This window comes from Lachnoclostridium sp. An14 (genome assembly GCF_002160755.1).
Lineage (GTDB): Bacteria > Bacillota > Clostridia > Lachnospirales > Lachnospiraceae > Lachnoclostridium_A.
Window position 1 is genome coordinate 99,337 of the sequence record NZ_NFLE01000002.1, and the last position, 21,429, is coordinate 120,765.

Consider the following 21,429-nt stretch of genomic DNA (forward strand, 5'->3'; position numbering starts at 1 on the left):
CGCCAAAAACCTGTCACGGAAACCGAAGGCCCCTGACAGGAAATAAAGGGCCCGGTCCTGAAAGACCGGACCCCTTTTAAGGTCAATTACAATGCTCTGTCTTCGATTATGCTAACTCAGCGAAGTATTTGATCGTTCTAACCATCTGGCTGGTGTAGGAGTTCTCGTTGTCATACCAGGAAACAACCTGTACCTGATACTCGTCGTCGCTGATCTTGGAAACCATGGTCTGGGTAGCATCGAACAGGGAGCCATATCTCATGCCGATTACGTCGGAGGAAACGATCTGATCCTCGTTGTAGCCGAAGGACTCGGATGCGGCTGCCTTCATAGCTGCGTTGATACCCTCTTTGGTTACGTCTGCACCCTTAACCACAGCGGTCAGGATGGTGGTGGAGCCGGTCGGAACCGGAACACGCTGTGCGGAGCCGATGAGCTTGCCGTTTAACTCCGGGATAACCAGGCCGATTGCCTTTGCAGCGCCGGTGGAGTTGGGAACGATGTTGGCAGCGCCAGCTCTTGCTCTCCTTAAATCGCCCTTTCTGTGCGGTCCGTCAAGGATCATCTGGTCGCCGGTGTAAGCGTGGATGGTGCTCATGATACCGGACTGGATCGGAGCGTAGTCATTTAATGCCTTTGCCATGGGAGCTAAGCAGTTGGTGGTGCAGGAAGCTGCGGAGATGATCTGATCATCCTTGGTCAGGGTGTCCTCGTTTACGGAGTAAACGATGGTCTTTAAGTCGTTTCCAGCCGGAGCGGAAATAACAACCTTCTTAGCGCCTGCCTGAATGTGAGCCATGGATTTATCTTTAGAGCAGTAGAATCCAGTACACTCCAGAACAACATCTACGTTCAGCTCGCCCCACGGAAGGTTCTCAGCCTTCGGCTCCTTGTAGATGGTGATCTCCTTTCCGTCAACGATGATGGAACCTTCGCCGGCCTCAACGGTGTGCTTGCCCTCGCCGATGTGTCCGCAGTATCCGCCCTGTGCAGTATCATACTTTAACAGGTTCGCCAACATCTTCGGATCCGTTAAATCGTTGATCGCTACAACCTCGTAGCCCTCTGCATCAAACATCTGTCTGAATGCAAGACGTCCAATACGTCCGAAACCATTGATCGCTACTCTTACTGCCATAATTGTATTCCTCCTAAGAATAAATAATATGATTGTTAAATAATCATCAGTCACCAATCATTGTACCCAATTTAAAACAAAATGTAAAGTGTTTTTTGAAATTTCTATGGACAAATTGTGCTGACAAATTCCGTTAAATTTTTCTCACAATTTCTGTAAAAAATGCACGCAACCGCGCACACCGGCGCCGGAGCGCGGCTGCGCTAGCAGCCATTTTCCTCCCCGCGAAACGCGCCTTTTACTAAAGGCTTTTGCGTCGTGGGAAACGCGGTTTCCTACTATATCAAAAGCCATGGCTCCGTCCCTTTACAGCTCGTCCTTGACGTATCCTGCCAGGTTGTAGGCGTGATCCGACACCCTCTCCAGATTGGTGAGCAGATCCAGGAAAATAATACCCACGGACGTGCTGCACTTGCCGGAGGAAAGCCGCTCGATATGTTTCTCTCTCAGCTCCTCCTCCAGGCTGTCCGCCTCGTCCTCCAGCTGGCTGACACGGCGCACCGCGTCCATATTCCCGCTCCGTCTGGCCTCAATGGCGCTGCGGAAGGACTCCACCACCACGCCGCTCATGGCCTTTAAGTCTTCCAGAGCCGTGTCCGTAAAGGATGTCCCGTCCTTGACCATGGACTGAGCTAACTCCGCCATGTTCTCGCAGTGGTCGCCCACCCGCTCGATGTCACTGACGCTGTAGAACAGATTGGCCACGATCAGTTTCTGGTGCTCATTTAAGGAAAGGTTATCCACCTTGATCAGATAGTCTGTAAGCATTTTCTCCATCCGGTCGATGGTTTTTTCCACTTCATACACCTGTTCAATCTCCCGGTCGTCCCGTTTCTCCAGGGCGTCCATGGTGCGCTCCAGGTTGCTGAGGGTCAGCTCGCCCATATGGATGACCTCAGAAGCCGCCGTCTCCAGGGCAAACGCGGGAGACTCGAAAATACGCTTGTCCAGATGGCGGAGCGTAAGGGTTTCCTCGTCCTCCTGGCCTCTGTCCTCTGCCTTCTCCTTTACCATCAGGCCGGACAGTTTCACCAGCTGCTCCGCGAAGGGGAACAGCAAAACCGTATTGGTCAGGTTGAACACTGTGTGGAACATGGAAATCTGCACCGCGTTAATATTGCTGTGGGCGATGGCCGGGGAGATGATAAAGATCACCATTCCTACGATTCCAAACAGCAGGGAGCCGATGATGTTAAAGCTCAGATGGATGCAGGCCGCCCGTTTGGCCGTGCGGGAACCGCCGATACTGGAAATCAGGGCAGTCACGCAGGAACCGATGTTCTGTCCCAGAGTGATGTAAATGGCCGCGTTGGTGGTCACGATGCCGTTTAACGCCAGCGTCTGCAAAATTCCCACAGAGGCTGAGGAGCTTTGCAGCAGAGCCGTCACTAAAAGGCCGATGAGCATTCCCAGGATGGGATTGCTGCCCAGGACAGCAAAGGCTTTGGCGAAAATCGGGGCATCGGTGTAAGGGGAAATGGAAGATGACATAAAGCTTAAGCCCACAAACAGCAGGCCCAGGCCCACGCAGATCTCTCCCACCTGCTTTTTCTTCTGGCTTTTGGTAAACACCATGAGAAGGGCGCCGATGCCGATGATGAGGGGGGCATAAAACTCCGGTTTCATCACCTCAAACGCCTCTCCCAGCTGGCTCATGGACACGATCCACGCGGTGATGGTGGTTCCGATATTGGCGCCCATGATCACGCCTACAGCCTGAGACAGGGTCAGCACCCCGGCACTTACGAAACCTACCACCATAACCGTGGTGGCGCCGCTGCTCTGGATGATGGCGGTGATCAATGCGCCCAACGCCACGCCCATAACCCGGTTGTTGGTAAGCATTCCCAGGAACTGTTTCATTTTTCCTCCGGCCGTTTTCTGCATACCGTCCGCCATGATGTTCATGCCGTAGAGGAACATTCCCAAACCACCGGCGAATGTAAATAGGTTGGAAATATCGTTGATAGACATAGTTTTCTCCTTCGCTTATCGGATTGTACGGGTACAGCCGGTAGAACCTATGATGCACGACAAACGGCCGTAATTCAACGCACTATTTTTATCATACCACATCCGTCCTTTTCATTTCAATGTTTTTTGCGCGGGCGGTTCTTCACTTTTTGACAAAATCGGTCAAAATACAGGCTGGCGGATTGCCTTTACCCCTATTTTCCGTTATAATATCCGTTATAATATGGAACCTATTTTCTACTTTTTCAGGGAGGTGAACCGCGATGACCCCAACGGAACAGGAACTGATCCGGCGCCAGAGAGCCCGCAAACGGGCCAGGCTGCGCCGTTTGAAACGGAGGAGGGCCATCCTGATTTCCATTATGGCTCTCGTTCTGGTGCTGCTGGTATGGGGGATCGTCTCTGTCGTGCGCTTTATCTTCTTTCGGGAACCGGTGGACCCGGCGGCAGTGGTGACGCCGGACTGGATCGACGTGCAGCTCCTGGACGAAAATCCCTATTCCCGCCCAGGCACGCCCCTGGAGCGGATCAACGACATCGTCGTCCACTACACCGCCAACCCCGGCACCACAGCCCAGCAGAACCGCAACTACTTTAACAGCCTGGCACAGCAGAACGGGGAATCTGCCACCTCTGTGAGCAGCCATTTCATCATCGGGCTGGACGGGGAGATCATCCAGTGCATTCCACTCTCGGAAATCTCCTACGCCTCCAACGACCGCAATTTCGACACTGTGAGCATCGAATGCTGCCATCCGGAGGCCGACGGGAAGTTCACAGACGCCACCTATCAGTCTCTGATACGGCTTTGCGCCTGGCTGGAAAACGAGCTGAAACTCAAAGAAGGCTCCATCATCCGCCACTACGACGTGACGGGAAAGCTCTGCCCGCTGTATTTCGTGGAACATGAGAGTAAATGGAATCAGTTTAAAGAGGATGTAAAAGATTATCGGAAACAACAGGATTGAATACCGGCAGAACCGGGTTGAGACACGGCGCGCCTTCGTTTTTGCGGAACGGAGGCGTGCCGTTTTTATGGGTTTTGCTTTTCACGGGCGCCGCTTTCGGCGGAGATCCCTTTTGACAGGTGCCGCCTTTGACAGACGCCCCTTTTAACGTGCCGGGACGGCTATTTCGATTCTTCCTTGCCGGCCTCCTCCAGATTCTGGGCGACAGTCTGCAAAAACGCGCATAAGGTCTCCTGCTCCTGCTCGGAAAGACCACGGAGCATGATCTCGTCGCACTGGCGGAACACCTCCTGCACCTGTTTCGCCTTCTCCTCCCCGGCGGGAGTCAGGCGGATCAGATAGGAGCGGCGGCAGGCAGGATTGTCCTCCCGTTCCAGAAGGCCCGCCGCCTCCATCCGGTCTAAGGTGCGGGACATGGTCGTCACGTCTAAAAGGCAGCGGTCCGCCAGCTCCCTCTGGGTCTGGGGCCCGTAAACCAACAGATTTTTCAAAATCCTGGGCTGGCCCTGGCCCACCGTCAGGCCCATTTTCACAAGATATGGGCGTATATATTTTTTTCTGGCAATCTCCTGCTGCCACAGCATGGTTCTGATCTCGGATCCTTTCATATTATCACTCCGTTCTCCTCATCATTCCAGCTCAAACTGTCCGGTGTACAGCTGGTAATACCGGCCCTTCTGCTCCAGCAGCTCGTCATGACTGCCCCGCTCGATGACCTCTCCCTTTTCCAGCACCATAATGGCCTTGGCGTTGCGCACGGTGGACAGGCGGTGGGCGATCACAAACACCGTCCTGTTTTCCATAATGGCATCCATGCCCTTCTCAATGAGCCGCTCCGTCCTGGTGTCGATGGAGCTGGTGGCCTCATCCAGGATCAGCACCGGAGGCCGGGATACGGCGGCGCGGGCGATGGCCAGGAGCTGTCTCTGGCCCTGGGATAAGTTGCTCCCATCTCCGTAGAGCATGGTGTCATACCCCTCCGGCAGGCGGCGGATAAAGGAATCCGCGTTGGCGATCTTTGCCGCCTCCCGCACCTCCTCATCTGTGGCATCCAGACGGCCGTAGCGGATATTGTCGGCGATGGTGCCGGTAAACAGGTGGGTGTCCTGGATCACCATGGACAGGGAACGGCGCAGATCGTCCTTTTTAATGTCCCGAATGTCAATCCCGTCATAGGTGATCGTCCCGGACTGGATCTCATAAAACCGGTTGATCAGGTTCACGATGGTGGTCTTTCCCGCTCCCGTGGAGCCCACGAAGGCAATCTTCTGACCTGGTTTCGCGTAGAGGGAAATGCCGTTTAACACCCGTTTTTCCGGCACGTAGCCGAATACTACGTCATGGAAACGCACGTCTCCCCGCAGGGGAACCAGGGAAACGCCAGACTCTGACGGCACCTTCCAGGCGAAAGCGCCGGCCTGCGTCCCGCTCTCCTTCCACATGCCGTTTTCCTCCACGGCATGGCAAAGGGTCACCTGCCCCTCGTCCAACTCCGGTTTCTCGTCCATCATCTCGAAAATACGCTCCGCGCCGGAAAGAGCCGCCAGCAGAAAGTTTACCTGCTGGGTAAACTGATTTAAAGGCATGGCGCTCTGCCGGACGTAGACCAGATAAGCGGACAGGCTGCCGATGTCCAGCAAGCCGGAAATGGTAAACAGGCCGCCCACGCAGGCAGACACCGCATAATTTAAATAGGAAAGGCTGACGATGGAAGGAACCATCATGCCGGAAAAGGAAAGGGCGCTGGTCCCCTCCTTCCGCAGATCCTGGGAAATGCCGCAGAAGGTCTCATAGTCTCTGCTCTCGTGGTTGAATACCTTTTCCACCTTCTGTCCCGCCATCATCTCCTCCACAAACCCGTTGAGGCGGCCGATTTCCCTTTGCTGGCGGATGAAATATTTGCGGCTGTGGCTGCCGTTTACCTTGATAAAGACAAACATAAGCAGAAGAAATACCACCACAATCAGTGAAAGCCGGACGCTGAGCACCATCATCATGGTAATGGTTCCAAACAGCATCATAAAGCTCTGGATAATCATGGCAAAGCTGCTGTTCATAGCCTCCTGCACCGTATCCACGTCGTTGGTAAAGCGGCTCATAAGCTCCCCGTGGGTGTGGGCGTCAAAATAGCTTAAGGGCAGTTTCTGCACGTGCTCAAACAGATCCTGGCGGATCTCCTGGATCACCCGCTGGGAAGTCCTGACCATGAGCTGATTGTAGCCGAAGGTGGACAGAGCGCCGCAGAGGTACATGGCCCCCATGGCAATGAGAGCCTTCAGCAGGCCTTCCATATCTCCTGGCACGATGTAGCGGTTGATCAGGGGCTTTAACAGGTAGGTTCCCATAATATTGGCGCTGGTGCTGGTGAGCACCAGGACCGCCACCAGGCCGAACATCCATTTGTGCCGCCCCAGATACCGGAGCAGGTGAAACAGCGTCTTTTTCGTATTTTTCGGGCGCTTGTACCCGACATATCTTGGGCCAGCCATTACAGATCCGCTCCTTCCTTCTGAGATTCATAAATTTCCTGATAGATCCGGCTCCGCGCCAGCAGCTCCTCATGGGTGCCGGTGTCGCTCACCCTGCCGTCGTCCAGCAGAATGATCCGGTCCGCGTGGCGGACAGAGGAAATGCGCTGGGCAATGATGATCTTTGTCATATCCGGCAGTTTTTCCCGCAGGGCATGGCGGATTTTCCCCTCTGTGGCCGTGTCCACGGCGCTGGTGGAATCATCCAGAATCAGCACTTTGGGGGTTTTCAGGATGGCTCTGGCAATGCAGAGTCTCTGTTTCTGACCGCCGGATACGTTTACTCCGCCCTGCCCCATCTCTGTATGGTAGCCGTCCGCCAGGCGGTCGATGAATTCATCCACACAGGCAATCCTGCACGCCTCCTCCACCTCCTCCATGGTGGCATCTTCCTTTCCCCATTTTAAATTATCCAGGAGACTGCCGGAAAACAGGGTGTTTTTCTGAAGCACCACGGCGATGGCGTCCCGCAGATGGGCCATGGGGTACTGCCGCACCGGTACGCCGTCAATCCGTACCTCTCCCCGGCTCACGTCGTACAGACGGGGAATGAGCTGGATCAGGGTGGATTTGGCCGCGCCGGTCTGGCCGATGATCCCTACGGTCTCCCCCGCATTGATGTGGAAACTCACATCGGAAAGGACGTACTCCTTAGCGTCTTCCTTATATTTAAACCATACGTGATCGAAATCTACGGAACCGCGCTCCACCTCGATCTCCCTGGCGTCCTCGTCGGTGATGTCCACTTTTTCGTCAATGACCTCCAGGATCCTGGCTCCGGAAGCCAGGGAACGGGTCATCATCATAAATACATTGGAAATCATCATCAGGGAATTTAAAATTTGCAGCACGTAGCTTAAAAAGCCGGTCAGCTCTCCCACCTGCATCTTTCCGTCCCGGATCAGCCCGCCGCCAAACCACAGGATCCCCAGAATGGTGCTGTACATCACCAGCTGCATGGCCGGCATATTTAAGGCGGCCAGCCGGAAGGCCGTCTCCGACTGCCTGCGAAGGCCCGCATTTCCCTCCGCAAACTTTTCCACCTCATAGTCTCCCCGTACGTAAGCCTTGACTACCCGAATGGCGGTGAGGTTTTCCTGGACAATCCGGTTTACGGTGTCGATGGCTGCCTGCATTTTGCTGTAGAGGGGCCGCACGTGGCTGATAATCAGAAACAGCATTATCGCCAGGGCGGGCAGAGCCACCAGAAAGATCATAGCCAGCTCTGAATTCAGGGAAAAGGCAACCCCCGTGGCCGTGAACAGCATCACCGGGCCTCGGCAGAAGGGACGCATCCCGGTGGAAACGGAATTTTGAATGTTCGTCACGTCGCTGGTAAGCCTGGTCACCAGGGAGGACACCCGGAAATGATCAATATTGGCAAAGGAATAGTGCTGCAGCTTTTCATACTGCGCCTCCCTTAATCCGGCTCCAAGGCCCTGCCCCGCCAGGGCGGAAAAACGGGCGCTGCCGATCCCCAGAATCAGCGCAATCACGGCACAGACTACCATCTGCATCCCCTTGGTGTAAATATAGGCCTGATTTCCCGACGCCACGCCCACATCCACCAGGTCGGCCATGAGCAGGGGCACCAGCAGCTCAAATACGCATTCCGCTGTCACGCAGATGATCGCCAGGAACGCGAACTTTTTGTATTTTCCCATATAGGAAAAGATCCGTAGCAGCATCAGTCGCACCTCCATAGTTGTATATGCAATTATTGTATTCTCAACTGTTGCAGTTGTCAAGAATGGAGCTGGAAAATATTTTTAAATTTTTTTCAAAAAGTACTTGATTATTTTAAAAATCTATAGTATTATAATTGAGCAAATTGATGAATCAATTAAATCAATTTAGCGGTTTGCAGAAGTGGCGGAATTGGCAGACGCGCACGGTTCAGGTCCGTGTGGTAGCAATACCGTGAGAGTTCAAGTCTCTTCTTCTGCATGAAGTGCGGGAGTGCTGGAATTGGCAGACAGGCAAGACTAAGGATCTTGTGGGTGTATGCTCGTGTGGGTTCAAGTCCCATCTCCCGCATTACCGTAAGCGGAAGAATCGCCGCGCCGGATGACTGAAAGGTTGTCGGGCGCGGCGATTTTTTTGTGAAATATCCTGTTTCTGAGGCAGGCTGCCGCCAGGTGACTGAAATCCGGATTATAATCCAGTCCCCAGCGGCAAAGAAGTTTTTCGGAACGTATCCCCTTTCGAATATTAATCCACCACTTCCAGCCCGGAAAAATGGGGCGCCATCTGGCCGGAACGGTACTCCCCCAGCGGTGTGCTTAAGGTTCCGTCCTGGTATCGAACGGTGTAATAGCCATACCGGATCTCCCCGGAATCTTTGTGGACGTCGCACTGGATGTGAAAAATCCCATTGTTTCTTCTGAAATACGTAAACTCCAATGAGGCGGTATCCGGCTGCCGCAGTTTCGTCTCAATCTCTGCCCTGATCTCCCGGGCGTTCTGATAGGAAAGAAATGTTTCCTCCGATACCTGCGCCGCCCCGTATTCTTTGTACTCCTTTCCGTCAAAAAACAGGTATGTATCTTTCCAGGTGTGCTGAATCATCCCGTCAACTTCCGGATCGTATATTCCGTCGTAAGCCTCTACCCGGAGAAGGATCTCCCCGTTATCCGCCGCGGAAACGCTACCGCTGCCGGAAACCAGACAGGCGATTTCGTGATTGGTTAAGGAGAAAATGGAGTAGTTTTTGCTTGTTCCTTCCAGCCGATAGGTGTTTGCCACCACGTGGATTTCCGTTTCCATCTCCAGCAGGCGGAACGCGCAGCCGTCCATGGCCTCCTCGTCCTGATGGGCCAACGAACAGACCGTTCCGTCACTGCTGCAATACCAGATCTGATACCGCCCCAGATCATCGCGGCAGGCCCCGATTAGCTCTCCCGCCCCGTCGCGGTCCAGATCTGCGTACAGATAAGTTTCTATAGTGCGGGAGGCGGCGCTTTCCAACGCGGTCAGAAGACTGGTCTCGCTTAAGACGGCGGAAACCGTCCCGGAGTGGAGGCGACACCCGGTGAGGATTCAGAGGGCAGCCAGCAGGATATGGAGTGAATGGTTTTTGATCATTTTATATGTATTTTGATAAATCATCATTGTTTTTGAACCGGGAACTGCAGGGGTAAGAGGAATGTATTGGTACAACATCTATGTTTTGAAGTAACGTTTTGTATCGCGGGGTGAGTTTCGTATTTATTATACTATAGCTGGTATGGCAATTCTATAGCTCTGCGGGGGAATTTATTTGGGCGTTTGGAGGGGGATGGTGAGGTGGAAAATTTTCCGGGTGTCTTGTAAACAGTTTCTGCATATGGTATAATGCCGGTAGGCAAAAGGATAAGATGTATCCATATGATACACAGCAAAAGCCCAGGAGGTGCGAGCTCCTGGGCTTTTTCCTGTTTTAAGTAGTCAGACATCTACAGGCTGGTTACCGGTTATTTGTCGCCATCCAGCCATTTGATGATGTAGTGGCAGGCTACACCAGCCGCGACAGCGACGATAAAGGATAAGATGATCTCCATATGTACACCCCCTTCCTGTTGCCAGTATCGGGGCGGTAACATGGGGATTATAACATATCAGTAGTTATACTGCAATTAATAAGCCTGAAGGGAGTGTACACCTCCTACTTTTTCGATGTCTATCATCATAATTTTTACAGTTAAAACCTTTTAATTCTTTCGGGCAAGCAGGCACACCGTCTCCACATTCCCCGTCCCCGGAAACATATCCACGCAGCACACCCGTTCCACCTCATACCCCCGTTCCTGCAGCGTCACCAGGTCCCGCTGAAGGCTGGTGGGTTTGCAGGAGACGTAGACCATCCGTTTTACCCCAAAATCAATGATCTGGTTCAGGGCTTTGGGGTGGACGCCGTCCCGCGGGGGGTCTAAGATGATGAGGTCTGGCTTGTCCGTCAGGCCGCCTACCACCTTTAACACGTCCCCGGCGATGAATTCGCAGTTGTCCAGGCCGTTCTGGGCGGCGTTTTCGCGGGCGGCCAGAACAGCCTCCTCCACGATCTCCACTCCCACCACCTTTTCCGCCACCGGGGCTAGGATCTGGGCGATGGTGCCGGTGCCGCTGTAGAGGTCAAATACCACTTTCCCGCTGGTATCCCCCACATAGCTGCGGACGGTGTCGTAGAGCACCTCCGCCCCCAGGGAGTTGGTCTGGAAGAAGGAGAAGGGGGAAATCCGGAACCGCAGCCCCAAAAGCTCCTCGTAAAAATAATCCTGGCCAAACAGCACCTCCGTGCCGTCGTCCTGCACCACATCCGCCAGGCTGTCGTTTTTCACGTGGAGCAGTCCGGCAAACCGCCCTTCCAGAGAAAGGCTTAAAAGCAGGTCTTTCCACCCTTCCAAAAGGGCCGCCTCCCCCTGCGGAAGGTTTTCCGTCTGAGTGGTGGTCACCAACGCCGCCAGGATCTCCCCGGTCTTTACGGCGCGGCGCACCAGCAGATGGCGGAGATAGCCCTCATGGCGCAGTTTCTTGTAAAAGGGAACGCCCGCACCGGCAAAATACGTCCTGGTGGCCGTGAGAATTTTCCGGAAATCCTCGTGGACAATCCGGCACTCGTCCACATTCACCACATCGTAAAAGCTCCCCCGCTTGTGCATTCCCAGGCAGAGGGGACCGTCCTTTTCCTCGTCGCCGAAGGAAAATTCCATCTTGTTCCGGTAGCCCTCGGAAATGGGGCTGGCCTTGATCCCCTCAAACCAGTACTGGCTGCACACCCCGTCCAACAGGGCCCGCACCTGGCCTTCCTTGATCTTTAGCTGCTCCTCATAAGGCATGGTCTGATACAGACAGCCGCCGCAGCGCCCGAAATGGGGGCAGGGATCCGCCGCCGTCTCCAGAGGCGACGGCTCCAGCACCTCCAGCAGACGCCCCTCGCATTTTCCTTTCCGTTTCTTGGAAACGGCCGCCAGCACTGTCTGTCCAGGCAGCGCGTTTTTCACCACCACCTTTTCTCCCTCTATCGTCATCATTCCCTTGTTGGGGAATTCCATTTTTTCAATGACTCCGCTTACCCTGTCTCCCTTTTTCAAAATTGTCCATCCTTTCCCGAACATCCGTCTGTCTTCTGTTCTTACTTTATCTATTCTTATTTTTCTATTTTTGCTTTTCCACTCTTATTTTCGGCCCTTATTTCCTGCCCGGTGTATCCGTCCCCCAGCCTTCCGCAAAAGCTCTGCGCCCCGCTGCCCTTCACCGGCCCCATCAATCGCCGTCAAAAAAAGAGGCGCCGCAGCCTATTCCCTAGCAGCACCCCTTTTCAACCTTCTCAACCGGCCTGGAAGAATCTTAATCCTCCTTGACCTCCTCCTCTTTCTCGTCCTCATCGTCGAAGAAATCGTCGTCGAAGTCGTCGTCAAAATCGTCCTCGAAATCCTCCAGATAGTCGGGAGTAAAGAAACGGTACACACCGTAAGCGATGGCAGCCACCGCCGCTACGGCTCCAATAATCGCCAGCACCCAGAGAATACAGGTTTTTTTCTTCTCCTCCTCCTCTTTTCTGTGCAGGAACTCATTTAATCTGGTCGCATTCATAATATCCTCCACCCTGCTCATCGCATCCTTTCCCATCGTGTCAAATTTGTTCATCGCGTCCTTACCGAACAAGTCAAACTTCCCCACCTGCTCCACTTCCTTTCTGAAACCCTCTCCCGGCCCTGACCGCGCCTGCGCTCCGCCAGATCCCTTTGCTGCCGTCTCAACTGCCGCCCTGATAGGATGGGTTTCTCGTCCTATGCGGATTGTACAGCCTTAATCCGTTTCGTTTTTGTTATTATACCATATTTCCAGGCCGTTTACTATCTTATTTTACTTAAATTTTTCATAAATATGAGCAAATATACGCAAAACCGAAAATTCAGCCCCCGCCGTATCCGCCTCAGATCTTCTTCAGTTTCGCGAAGGACGCGAACATCCGTTTCTGCCCGGCGGTGTCAAACTCCACTGTCACCTCGTAGTCCTTGCCGCCGTCCTTGATCTCCTTCACCGTGCCGTCCCCGAACTTAATGTGGCGCACCCGGTCGCCTTCGCCGTAGTCCAGTTTCTCCGCCTTCGCCACCGTAAACGCCTTGCCGAAACCAGGCGCAGCCCCGGAAAAGGCCGCCGTCCTGGAGGCGTACACATTCTCCCCTTTTCCAAAGGAGCTGACGCCGGCGGGGCGGGATGGGCGGTTCCAGGGAAGATCCGGATCGTCCAGATTGATCTCGCGGCCAGCCAGGACGATTTTCCTTTCCTTTTTGACGGTGTCCAGCTGCTCCTCTGGGATCTCGTCGATGAAACGGCTCACCCGGCTCCACCTGGTCTCCCCCTTGATCATCCGCTGTTTGGCGGCAGTGAGGCTCAGCCGCTTTCTGGCCCTGGTGATTCCCACGTAGCAGAGGCGCCTCTCCTCCTCCACGTCGTCCGGATTGCCGGAGCTGATGGACATCATGCTGGGAAACAGCCCTTCCTCCATGCCGCAGAGCCACACGTTGTCAAATTCCAGCCCTTTGGCGCTGTGAAGGGTCATCAGGGTCACCCGGTCATCGGAGTCCTCCATCCTGTCCACGTCCGCCACCAGGGCCACCTCCTCCAGGAACTCTCCCAGACTGGGCTCGTCGCTGCCGTTTTCATAGCTCACCGCCTTGTTTACCAGCTCCTCGATGTTTTCCAAGCGGGTCTGGGCCTCCACCTCGCCGTCGGCCTCCAGCTCCGCCCGGTAGCCGCTGCGCTCCAGCACGTCCTCGATCAGGCCCTTCAAGCCATATTCCCCGTTTTTCAGTTTCTCCCGGAAATCCTCGATCAGCTCGATGAATTTCAGGATCTTGTCCGCCGTCTTTCCGATGGTGGGGACGGCCTTGGCACGGGCTAAGGCGTCGTACATGGAGTAGTCGTTGGCGGAGGCGAAGATTTCCACCTTGGAAACGGACGCCGCCCCGATGCCACGTTTCGGCACGTTGATAATACGCATCACCGCCAGGTCGTCCCGGCCGTTGGCAATGGTTTTTAAGTATGCCAAAATGTCCTTGATCTCTTTTCTCTGGTAGAAATTCACCCCGCCCACCAGACGGTAGGGAATGTTGTAGAGAAGGCATTTTTCCTCGAACAGACGGGACTGAGCGTTGGTGCGGTAGAGGACGGCACAGTCCCGGTAGCTGCTCCCGCAGTCCCGGATCTCCTTCACCACCGCGTCCGCCTCCTCGTAAGCCTGGTCATACATCCGGAAACGGATCTTCTCCCCCTCCGGGTTCTCCGTCCAGAGCTTTTTCTCCTTCCGCCCCAGGTTGTTGCGGATCACGTCGTTGGCCGCGTCCAGGATGTGACTGGTGGAACGGTAATTCTGCTCCAGTTTCACCACCCTCGCCCCCGGAAAGGCGTCCTCAAACTCCAGGATGTTGCGGATGTCCGCCCCGCGGAACTTGTAAATGGACTGGTCGTCGTCTCCCACCACGCAGAGGTTTTTGTACTTCCCGGCCAACAGGCTCACCAGCCGGAACTGGGCGTAGTTCGTATCCTGGTACTCGTCCACCATAATGTAGCGGAACCGCTCCTGGTAGTAGTTGAGCACCTCCGGGAAATGTTCAAAAAGCTCCACGGTCTTTACAATCAGGTCATCAAAATCCAGGGCGTTGTTTTTCCGCAGCTGGCTCTGGTACTCCCGGTACATTTTGGCCTCCTGCTCCAGGCGGTAGTCCCCGGCGGCCTCCTTTTCAAACTGGTCGGGAGTGATAAGCCGGTCCTTGGCGGAGGAAATGTGCCCCAGCACCGCCCGCTCCTTGTACTGTTTCGGATCCACCTTCAGGGTCTTAAACACCTGTTTCATCAGGGTTTTCTGATCGTCTGTATCGTAGATGGTGAAATCCGTGTCGAAGCCCAGGTACGAAATATGGCGGCGGAGAATCCGCACGCAGGAGGAGTGAAAGGTGCTCACCCACACCGCCTCCGCCCCCTGGGTCACCAGGCGGTCCACACGGTCCCGCATCTCTCCGGCGGCCTTGTTGGTAAAGGTGATGGCCATGATGTTCCAGGGGGCCACCTTCTTTTCTTCTATCAGATAGGCCACCCGGTGGGTCAGCACGCGGGTCTTGCCGGATCCGGCCCCCGCCAGCACCAAAAGCGGCCCTTCCGTGCAGAGGACAGCCTCCCTCTGCATGGGATTTAACGATTCATAAATACTCATATGGGTATAACCTGCTTTCCTTTGTTTCCGTAAGATACCTATCTATCATACTGGATTTTCCGGGGCTTTGCAACCGCGGATCAACGAAAGAAAGGAAAAGGGGAAAATCATCAAAAGTTCACACTTTTCCCGCCTGTTTTTCAGCCTCCCTTCAGAAAAGGCTGGTAAGATAACGGCCATCGGACAAAGTTCCGGCGGTAAAATGGAAAATTCCTTACCGATTGTAAGGGAGCTGAACCATACAGATACCGCAGAAAGGAGAACCCTATGGAATCCCAGATTTTTGAGCGATTCGAGAAAAAATATCTGCTTCGGGAGGACGTCTGCCGGGCCCTGTGCCGGAAACTGGCGTCCAGGATGGACGAGGACCGGTTCGGCCGGTACTCCATCTCCAGCATTTATTACGATACCGCGGACTGTGAGCTGATCCGCAGATCCATTGAAAAGACTGCCTACAAGGAAAAGCTGCGCCTGCGCTCCTACGGGCCGGCAGGGGAAAACGACACCGTCTACGCGGAGCTGAAGAAAAAATACGCCGGAGTGGTGTACAAACGGCGGATCGCCCTGCCCCTCCACTCCGCCAAACGGCTGCTGGGCCGGCAGGACGCCAGTGTTCTGGCGCCGGAGCAGGCCCAGATCGGGGCGGAGCTCACCTACGCCGTCTCCCGGTACGGCCTGATGCCCAGGGTGTTCGTTTCCTATGACCGCACCGCCCTATCCGGGAAAGAGGATCCAGAACTGCGGGTCACCTTCGACCGGAACATCCGCTGCCGCCACCGGGACCTGTCCCTGAACCGGTCGCCTGCGGACACCTTCCTGCTGGAGCCAGACCAGGTGCTCATGGAAGTGAAAATTCCCGGAGCCATGCCGGTCTGGATGAGCCGGATCTTTTCTGAGCTGGGGATCCGTCCCGTTTCCTATTCCAAATACGGGACTTACTATAAAAACTACTTATGCCGCGAGCTGTTTCCGGCGGGCCAGGCCTGCCAGGAAACGGACGGGCAGATGAATGAAAGGAGACAAGCCTGTGCTTGACAGTATTTTAAACGGAGCAGGGACCGCCATGATGACCCTGCCGCAGTATTTCCTCTGTACGGGGACTTCCCTGGCCCTGGGCGCCCTGCTGGCGGCCCTGCACACCTACAAAAACACTTATTCCAAAAACTTTATCCTCACCCTGATCCTTCTCCCGGCCATCGTCCAGTCGGTGATCACCGTGGTAAACGGCAACCTGGGCACGGGAGTGGCCGTGATGGGAGCCTTCAGCCTCGTCCGGTTCCGCTCCCTTCCCGGCACCTCCAGGGAAATATGCAGCGTATTCTTAGCCATGGCCTCCGGCATCGCCGCCGGTATGGGCTACCTGGGCATGGCCGCCCTCACCGTGCTTCTCACCGGGGCGGTGACCCTCACATTCACCCTCCTGTCCGAGGCCGGAAAACGGCCGGAGCGGCGGGAGCTGAAAGTGACGATCCCGGAAAATCTGGACTACAGCGGCATTTTTGACGACATTTTTAAACAGTACACCTCCCAGGCCAGCTTACAGCGGGTGCGCACCGTAAACATGGGCAGCCTCTATGAGCTGTGCTACCGGATTGATCTGAAAAACGAAACCGAGGAAAAAGCCATGCTGGACCAGATCCGCTGCCGGAACGGAAACCTGACCGTCGTATGCGGGAAAATCCCTGACAACCGGGAAGAATTGTAACTTTACGGGACACAAGCTATTGATCCAAAAAGGAGATTATGATGAACAGACGAATCTTTGCGGGAGCGGCCCCCGGACTGGCCGCCGCCCTCTTTCTGGCTGGCTGCCAGGGGGCGCAGACAACTGCATCCACATCCGAGACCACCGGTGCCGGGACGGAAACCGTCATCGACGCCAGCGGATCCCAGGTAAACGTCACCGGAAACGGGGCCGCTGCCAACGGGACGGTGATCACCATTTCCCAGGGCGGAAACTACCGCCTTACGGGAACCATCGACGACGGCCAGCTGCTGATCCAGGCCGGGGATCAGTCGGAGGTACGGCTGATTCTGGACGGCTTTTCCATCTCCAGCTCCGACCGCGCCGCCATCTACGCCGATAGCTGCGAAACCCTCACCATCCAGCTGGAGGAGAGCACGGAAAACTACGTGGGCGACAGTCGCGTTTATGACGAGGCAAATCCCTCCGACGATCCGGACGCCCCCATCTTCTGTGAAAACAGCCTCATCCTGGAGGGCGCCGGCACTTTGGAGGTAAACGGCTCCTATCAGGAGGGCATCCGGGCCAAAGGGGATCTCTCCATCCTCTCCGGAACCTACCGCGTTGAGGCCGCCAACGACGGCATCAAGGGCAAGGACTCCGTGGTGATCCAAGACGGAGACCTCTCCATCCAGGCCGGAGGCGACGGCATCCAGGCGGACAATGACTCCGACGAAGGAAAGGGAACCGTCTCCGTCTCCGGCGGTAGTCTCCAGATCTCGGCCGCGGAGAAGGGCATCAAGGCCGTCACTTCCCTCCTGATTGAGGACGGCACCTTCTCCATCCAGTCGGAGGACGACGCCGTCCACAGCAACGGGGATGTGACCGTAACCGGCGGCAGTTTCACCCTGGCCACGGGAGACGACGGCATCCACGGGGACGGCCAGGTGACCATCACCGGCGGCACCATCGGCATCACTGAGAGCTACGAGGGCATCGAGGGGCTGAGCGTGAACATCTCCGGGGACGCTGACATCTCCATCGTCTCCACCGACGACGGCATCAACGCCGCCGGTGGCACGGACGCCTCGGGAACCGGCGGCCGGTTTGGCGGCGATCCCTTCGCCGCGGAAGAAGGGGCTATCATCCGCATCTCAAGCGGCACGGTGGCCATCCAGGCCGGTGGGGACGGCGTGGACTCCAACGGCGACTTTTATCTGGAGGGCGGCACCCTCTATGTGGAGTCAAACGGCAGAGGGGACGGCATCCTGGACTACAACGGCACCGGCTCCATCACCGGCGGCACCTTCGCGGGAGCCGGAACCGCGGGAATGTTTCAGTACCCCTCCGGGGAGGGGAACCAGCCCGCCCTGGTGCAGTACTTTGACTCCCCCCAGGCGGCCGGCAGCCTGATCACCGTGGCCGGGGCGGACGGGGAAACGCTTTTCTCCTGGACACCCGCCGGAGAATACTCCGTCTTTCTGTTCAGCTCCCCGGACCTGACTAACGGCGATACCTATCAGCTCACTGCCGGGGAGACCACGGCGGACGTCCAGGCCCAGGAAACCATCGCCCAGACCGGCGCAGGCGGCCGCGGAGGCATGGGCGGCGGAATGGGCGGCGGCCGGAGGCCCGGAAATGGGGAACGGCCAGCAGACGGCGAATGGCCGGAAAACGGGGACATCCCCGCAGGCGGTGAGCGTCCGGAAAACGGAGAAATCCCCGCAGGCGGCGAGCAACCGGAAAACGGGGAAAGCCCCGCAGGCGGAAAACGGCCGGAACACGGCCAGATGCCTCCTGACGGCGAGCAACCAGAAAACAGCCAAACTCCCCCTGACGGAGCCGGAACTCCCGGCGCTCCCGGCGGCCGGGGCGGCCGAGGTCAGGGAGGCGGACAGCCCGAAAATGGGGAAAGCCCCGCCGAAACCTTCGCCGAAACCTCCGACGCTGAACCCCTTTCCCCGTCCTGAACAAAAACAGCCATAAAGCACTGACCCAAAATAAACCCAAAACGTGAATCATAAAACAAAACCGTCAAAAAAGGAGGTTCCCCGCGGCCATCACCGTTCCACGGAAAACCTCCTTTTTTACATTTTATTCCGTTTTTATGTTTTATTCCAAATATTGCAAATATTCCGAAAGATTAGGAAATGATCTCCAGCTCCTTGGAATCCTTGTTCAGGCTCACCGCCCCGTCCTTGGTGATCAACATCAGATCCTCAATCCGCACGCCGAACTCCCCGGGCAGGTAAATGCCGGGCTCGCAGGAGAAGATCATGCCCTCCTCCACCACGTCCTGGTTGATGGCGGACACGTCGCCGGCGTCGTGCACCTCAATGCCGATGCAGTGCCCCAGACGGTGGGTGAAATAGGGGCCGTAACCAGCCTCCGTGATAATGTCCCTGGCCACCTTGTCGATGTCGCAGAACCGCATTCCCGGTTTCATCACTGCCTGGGCGCTTAAGTTGGCCTTCTTTACCACCTCGTACACCTCTCTCTGTTTCTCGCTAACGCTCTGGTAGAAGAAGGTTCTGGTCATATCAGAACAGTAGTCGTTCACCTTGCAGCCCACGTCAAAGAGCACGCAGTCTCCCGGCTTTAACACCGTGCCGTCCGGCTTGTGGTGACCCTCCGCCGCGTTGGCCCCAAAGCTTACCAGGGGGCCGAAGGACGGTCCCTGGGTGCCCAGGCGCTTGTAGATGGCGTTCATGCCGGCAGCTACCTCCAGCTCCGTCACGCCCTCCTTAATCAGGCCCCGGAACTCCGCCATGGCCTGGTCGTTTAACTGGGAGGCGTAGATCATTTTCTCCTTCTCCGCCTCGTCTTTTACCCGGCGGGCGGCGTCCACGCACTCGGAGGCGTTCTTATAGCCCTTTCCGGCTCCCAGATCCATCAGCTCCAGCAGGAATCTGGCGGCCATCTTTTTGTCGATGCCCAGGGGTTTTTCATGGTCGGTGTAGGACGCGATGATCTCGCAGCCCGGGTCGGTGTCGGAAAACCACACCTTCTCCATGCCGATGTCTCCGTCCACCTTAAACAGCTTGTTTACAAACAGCTTATGGCCGCCGTCTGCGCTCAGATACAGAGCCAGCAGCCGCTCGTTGGGCAGGATCCACTTGCCCGTGAGATAGAAAATGGAGTTCGGATCGCTGACGAGCATCTGCTCCAGGCCGCGCTCCTTCATTTTTCCCAGAACCCGTTTGATTCTCTCCTCAAACATAATACGTTCCTCCTGTTGATATGGCCGGCGAAGGATTTCCGCCGGCCTTGTTCAGCCATTTTCTGAAATGGGTGTGATGGTTTTTGATTACATTCCGTAGAATACCGGCGCGCCAGGTCCCAGAGGCAGGTTGATGCCCATCATGTTTAACGCCATCCACAGGGCCAGCAGGATGGACCAGCCGATGAGGAACGCGAAGGAATAGGGAACCATGGAGGACACCAGCGTACCCCAGCCGCTGTCCTTGTCGTACTTCTTCATAATGGTCAGGATGTAGGGGATCCAGGCCAGTACCGGAGCGATCAGGTTCATGGTGCTGTCGCCGATACGGTATGCCACCTGGGTCAGCTCTGGGGACAGTCCCATCTTCATGAACATGGGAACGAACACCGGCGCGAAGATGGCGTACTTCGCGGACGCGGATGCCATAAACAGGTTGATGAAACCGGTCAGCAGTACAAAGCAGAGGATCAGTCCGATGGGATGGATGTTCACCTTCTGCAGCAGCTCCGCGCCCTTGAAGGACAGGATTCTGCCGATGTTGGTGTAGCTGAAGTAGTTGGTAAACTGCGCTGCCATAAATGCCATGGCGATAAATCCGGAGATGGAGGCGATGGCCTTGCTGAAGGACGCCACCACATCCTTGTCGTTCTTAAAGGTTCCGCAGACCTTGCCGTATACCAGGGACGGAACGAAGAACAGCAAGGTAAACAGCGGGATAATCGCGTTTAACAGGGTGGAGTTGTTGATCAGGCTGCCGGTCTCCGGGTTTCTCATAAAGGAGTTCTGCGGAATGCAGCTGATCACGTACGCTGCAGCGATGACTACGAATACCCAGTTCGCGATCTTTAAGGCCTTTTCCTCTTTCGCGGTCATCTCACCGGTGGGCTCCACCAGGCTGCCGTCTCCGTTCTCCTTGTACGGGCCAAGGCGCGGGATGACCACTTTCTCCGTGATGATGGTTCCGATGATGGTGATCCAGAAGGTGGATACGATCATGAAGAACCAGTTGGACAGCGGGCTTACGGTGTAAGCCGGATCCAGGGTCTTTGCGGCGGCATCGGAGAAACCGGATAAAATGGCGTCTGTGGAACCGATGATCAGGTTTGCGGAAAAACCGCCGGACACGCCTGCGAAACCGGCTGCGATACCGGCTAAGGGGTGCTTGCCGTAAGCCTTAAAGATCATGGCTGCCAGGGGGATAAATACCACGTAACCGGCGTTCTCGGCGATGTTGGTCATAACGCCGATGAACACTACCATGGGGGTTACCAGCATGGCAGGGGTGATTTTTACCACCTTGCGGATCAGGCCGTTTAACCAGCCGGAGCTCTCCGCCACGCCGATTCCCAGCATGATCACGATGGTAAAGCCTAAGGGAGCGTAGCCGGTAAAGTTGCTCACCGCGGAGGTCAGCATATACCGCAGGCCTGTGACGCTGAACAGGCTTACGATGGAAACGGTGGTCTCCTCCACCATGCCGCTGGAAGAATTGTACATCTCACCGGATGCGCTCCAGCCCATGAGGGAACCCAGGCCGGAAACCAGCACTACGATCACTGCCAGGTAAAAGAAGATGGTCAGCGGGTGAGGCAGGCGGTTTCCCACTACCTCGATCTTATCCAGGCACCGGAGCACCCAGGATTTTTTCTTTGTGTTCTTGCTCTTTTCCATACTTTTTCTCCTATTCTTATCTTCCCAAGATAATAGTTTCCAGGCCAGA

The 21,429-nt window shown here is 55.7% G+C and carries 15 protein-coding genes and 2 tRNA genes; 6 read left to right on the forward strand and 11 right to left on the reverse strand.

All coding sequences use genetic code 11. The features are described 5' to 3' along the window. Window positions 1-106 precede the first annotated feature (106 nt). Together gap and B5E84_RS02025 are read right to left on the reverse strand one after the other, a co-directional pair. Window positions 107-1,138 carry a type I glyceraldehyde-3-phosphate dehydrogenase gene (gene gap / locus B5E84_RS02020; RefSeq protein WP_087218478.1) on the reverse strand — a complete coding sequence of 344 codons (1,032 nt, stop codon included), beginning with the start codon at window positions 1,136-1,138 and terminating at the stop codon, window positions 107-109. A gap of 306 nt (window positions 1,139-1,444) precedes the next feature. Continuing rightward, window positions 1,445-3,112: a Na/Pi cotransporter family protein gene (locus B5E84_RS02025; protein WP_087218481.1), complete on the reverse strand. Its 1,668-nt coding sequence runs from the start codon at window positions 3,110-3,112 to the stop codon at window positions 1,445-1,447. Window positions 3,113-3,375: 263 nt separating this feature from the next. Here B5E84_RS02025 and B5E84_RS02030 point away from each other — a divergent pair, with 263 nt between their 5' ends. Beyond that, window positions 3,376-4,080 (forward strand): peptidoglycan recognition protein family protein, encoded by a 705-nt coding sequence (locus B5E84_RS02030; protein WP_087218484.1) that lies wholly within the window; start codon window positions 3,376-3,378, stop codon window positions 4,078-4,080. A 161-nt stretch (window positions 4,081-4,241) separates the two neighbouring features. Here B5E84_RS02030 and B5E84_RS02035 read toward each other — a convergent pair whose 3' ends face one another. From B5E84_RS02035 to B5E84_RS02045, 3 genes are read right to left on the reverse strand one after another with little or no spacing between them, the layout of a single operon-like run. Further along, window positions 4,242-4,688: a MarR family winged helix-turn-helix transcriptional regulator gene (locus B5E84_RS02035; RefSeq protein WP_087218487.1), complete on the reverse strand. Its 447-nt coding sequence runs from the start codon at window positions 4,686-4,688 to the stop codon at window positions 4,242-4,244. Window positions 4,689-4,709: 21 nt separating this feature from the next. Then, on the reverse strand, window positions 4,710-6,569 hold the full coding sequence (locus tag B5E84_RS02040) for an ABC transporter ATP-binding protein (RefSeq protein WP_087218490.1): 1,860 nt from the start codon (window positions 6,567-6,569) through the stop codon (window positions 4,710-4,712). Further along, entirely contained in the window at window positions 6,569-8,293 is a 1,725-nt protein-coding gene (locus B5E84_RS02045) for an ABC transporter ATP-binding protein (RefSeq protein ID WP_442911383.1), read from the reverse strand. The genes B5E84_RS02040 and B5E84_RS02045 overlap by 1 nt, the downstream gene beginning before the upstream one ends. A gap of 178 nt (window positions 8,294-8,471) precedes the next feature. On the opposite strand from B5E84_RS02045, the gene B5E84_RS02050 reads away from it, so the two are divergent. Together B5E84_RS02050 and B5E84_RS02055 are read left to right on the forward strand one after the other, a co-directional pair. Continuing rightward, a tRNA-Leu gene (locus B5E84_RS02050) sits at window positions 8,472-8,555 on the forward strand. A 6-nt stretch (window positions 8,556-8,561) separates the two neighbouring features. Further along, window positions 8,562-8,645, forward strand: a tRNA-Leu gene (locus B5E84_RS02055). Window positions 8,646-8,819: 174 nt separating this feature from the next. Here B5E84_RS02055 and B5E84_RS02060 read toward each other — a convergent pair. The 4 genes from B5E84_RS02060 to pcrA all read right to left on the reverse strand — a co-directional run bounded on the left by B5E84_RS02060 (window position 8,820) and on the right by pcrA (window position 14,802). Beyond that, entirely contained in the window at window positions 8,820-9,575 is a 756-nt protein-coding gene (locus tag B5E84_RS02060; RefSeq protein WP_087218495.1) for a hypothetical protein, read from the reverse strand. A gap of 722 nt (window positions 9,576-10,297) precedes the next feature. Then, window positions 10,298-11,677, reverse strand: a complete 1,380-nt coding sequence (gene rlmD / locus B5E84_RS02065; protein ID WP_087218726.1) for a 23S rRNA (uracil(1939)-C(5))-methyltransferase RlmD — start codon at window positions 11,675-11,677, stop codon at window positions 10,298-10,300. 256 nt (window positions 11,678-11,933) lie between these two features. Continuing rightward, window positions 11,934-12,233, reverse strand: a complete 300-nt coding sequence (locus B5E84_RS02070) for a DUF4366 domain-containing protein (RefSeq protein ID WP_087218729.1) — start codon at window positions 12,231-12,233, stop codon at window positions 11,934-11,936. A 289-nt stretch (window positions 12,234-12,522) separates the two neighbouring features. Continuing rightward, window positions 12,523-14,802 carry a DNA helicase PcrA gene (gene pcrA / locus B5E84_RS02075; protein ID WP_087218498.1) on the reverse strand — a complete coding sequence of 760 codons (2,280 nt, stop codon included), beginning with the start codon at window positions 14,800-14,802 and terminating at the stop codon, window positions 12,523-12,525. A gap of 267 nt (window positions 14,803-15,069) precedes the next feature. Here pcrA and B5E84_RS02080 point away from each other — a divergent pair, with 267 nt between their 5' ends. Genes B5E84_RS02080 through B5E84_RS02090 form a run of 3 tightly spaced genes read left to right on the forward strand, consistent with a single transcriptional unit; the run spans window position 15,070 to window position 18,456 of the window. Beyond that, a complete protein-coding gene (locus B5E84_RS02080; RefSeq protein ID WP_087218501.1) occupies window positions 15,070-15,837 on the forward strand; it encodes a polyphosphate polymerase domain-containing protein in 768 nt (255 codons plus the stop codon). A gap of 28 nt (window positions 15,838-15,865) precedes the next feature. After that, complete coding sequence (locus B5E84_RS02085) at window positions 15,866-16,507, forward strand: DUF4956 domain-containing protein (RefSeq protein WP_087218733.1); 642 nt, start codon at window positions 15,866-15,868, stop codon at window positions 16,505-16,507. A gap of 41 nt (window positions 16,508-16,548) precedes the next feature. Continuing rightward, entirely contained in the window at window positions 16,549-18,456 is a 1,908-nt protein-coding gene (locus tag B5E84_RS02090; RefSeq protein WP_162612788.1) for a carbohydrate-binding domain-containing protein, read from the forward strand. A 173-nt stretch (window positions 18,457-18,629) separates the two neighbouring features. Here the strand turns inward: B5E84_RS02090 and B5E84_RS02095 are convergent, their stop codons facing one another. Then, a complete protein-coding gene (locus B5E84_RS02095) occupies window positions 18,630-19,706 on the reverse strand; it encodes a M24 family metallopeptidase (RefSeq protein WP_087218507.1) in 1,077 nt (358 codons plus the stop codon). An 87-nt stretch (window positions 19,707-19,793) separates the two neighbouring features. Then, window positions 19,794-21,380: an AbgT family transporter gene (locus tag B5E84_RS02100; protein WP_087218510.1), complete on the reverse strand. Its 1,587-nt coding sequence runs from the start codon at window positions 21,378-21,380 to the stop codon at window positions 19,794-19,796. Between the last annotated feature and the right edge of the window lie 49 nt (window positions 21,381-21,429).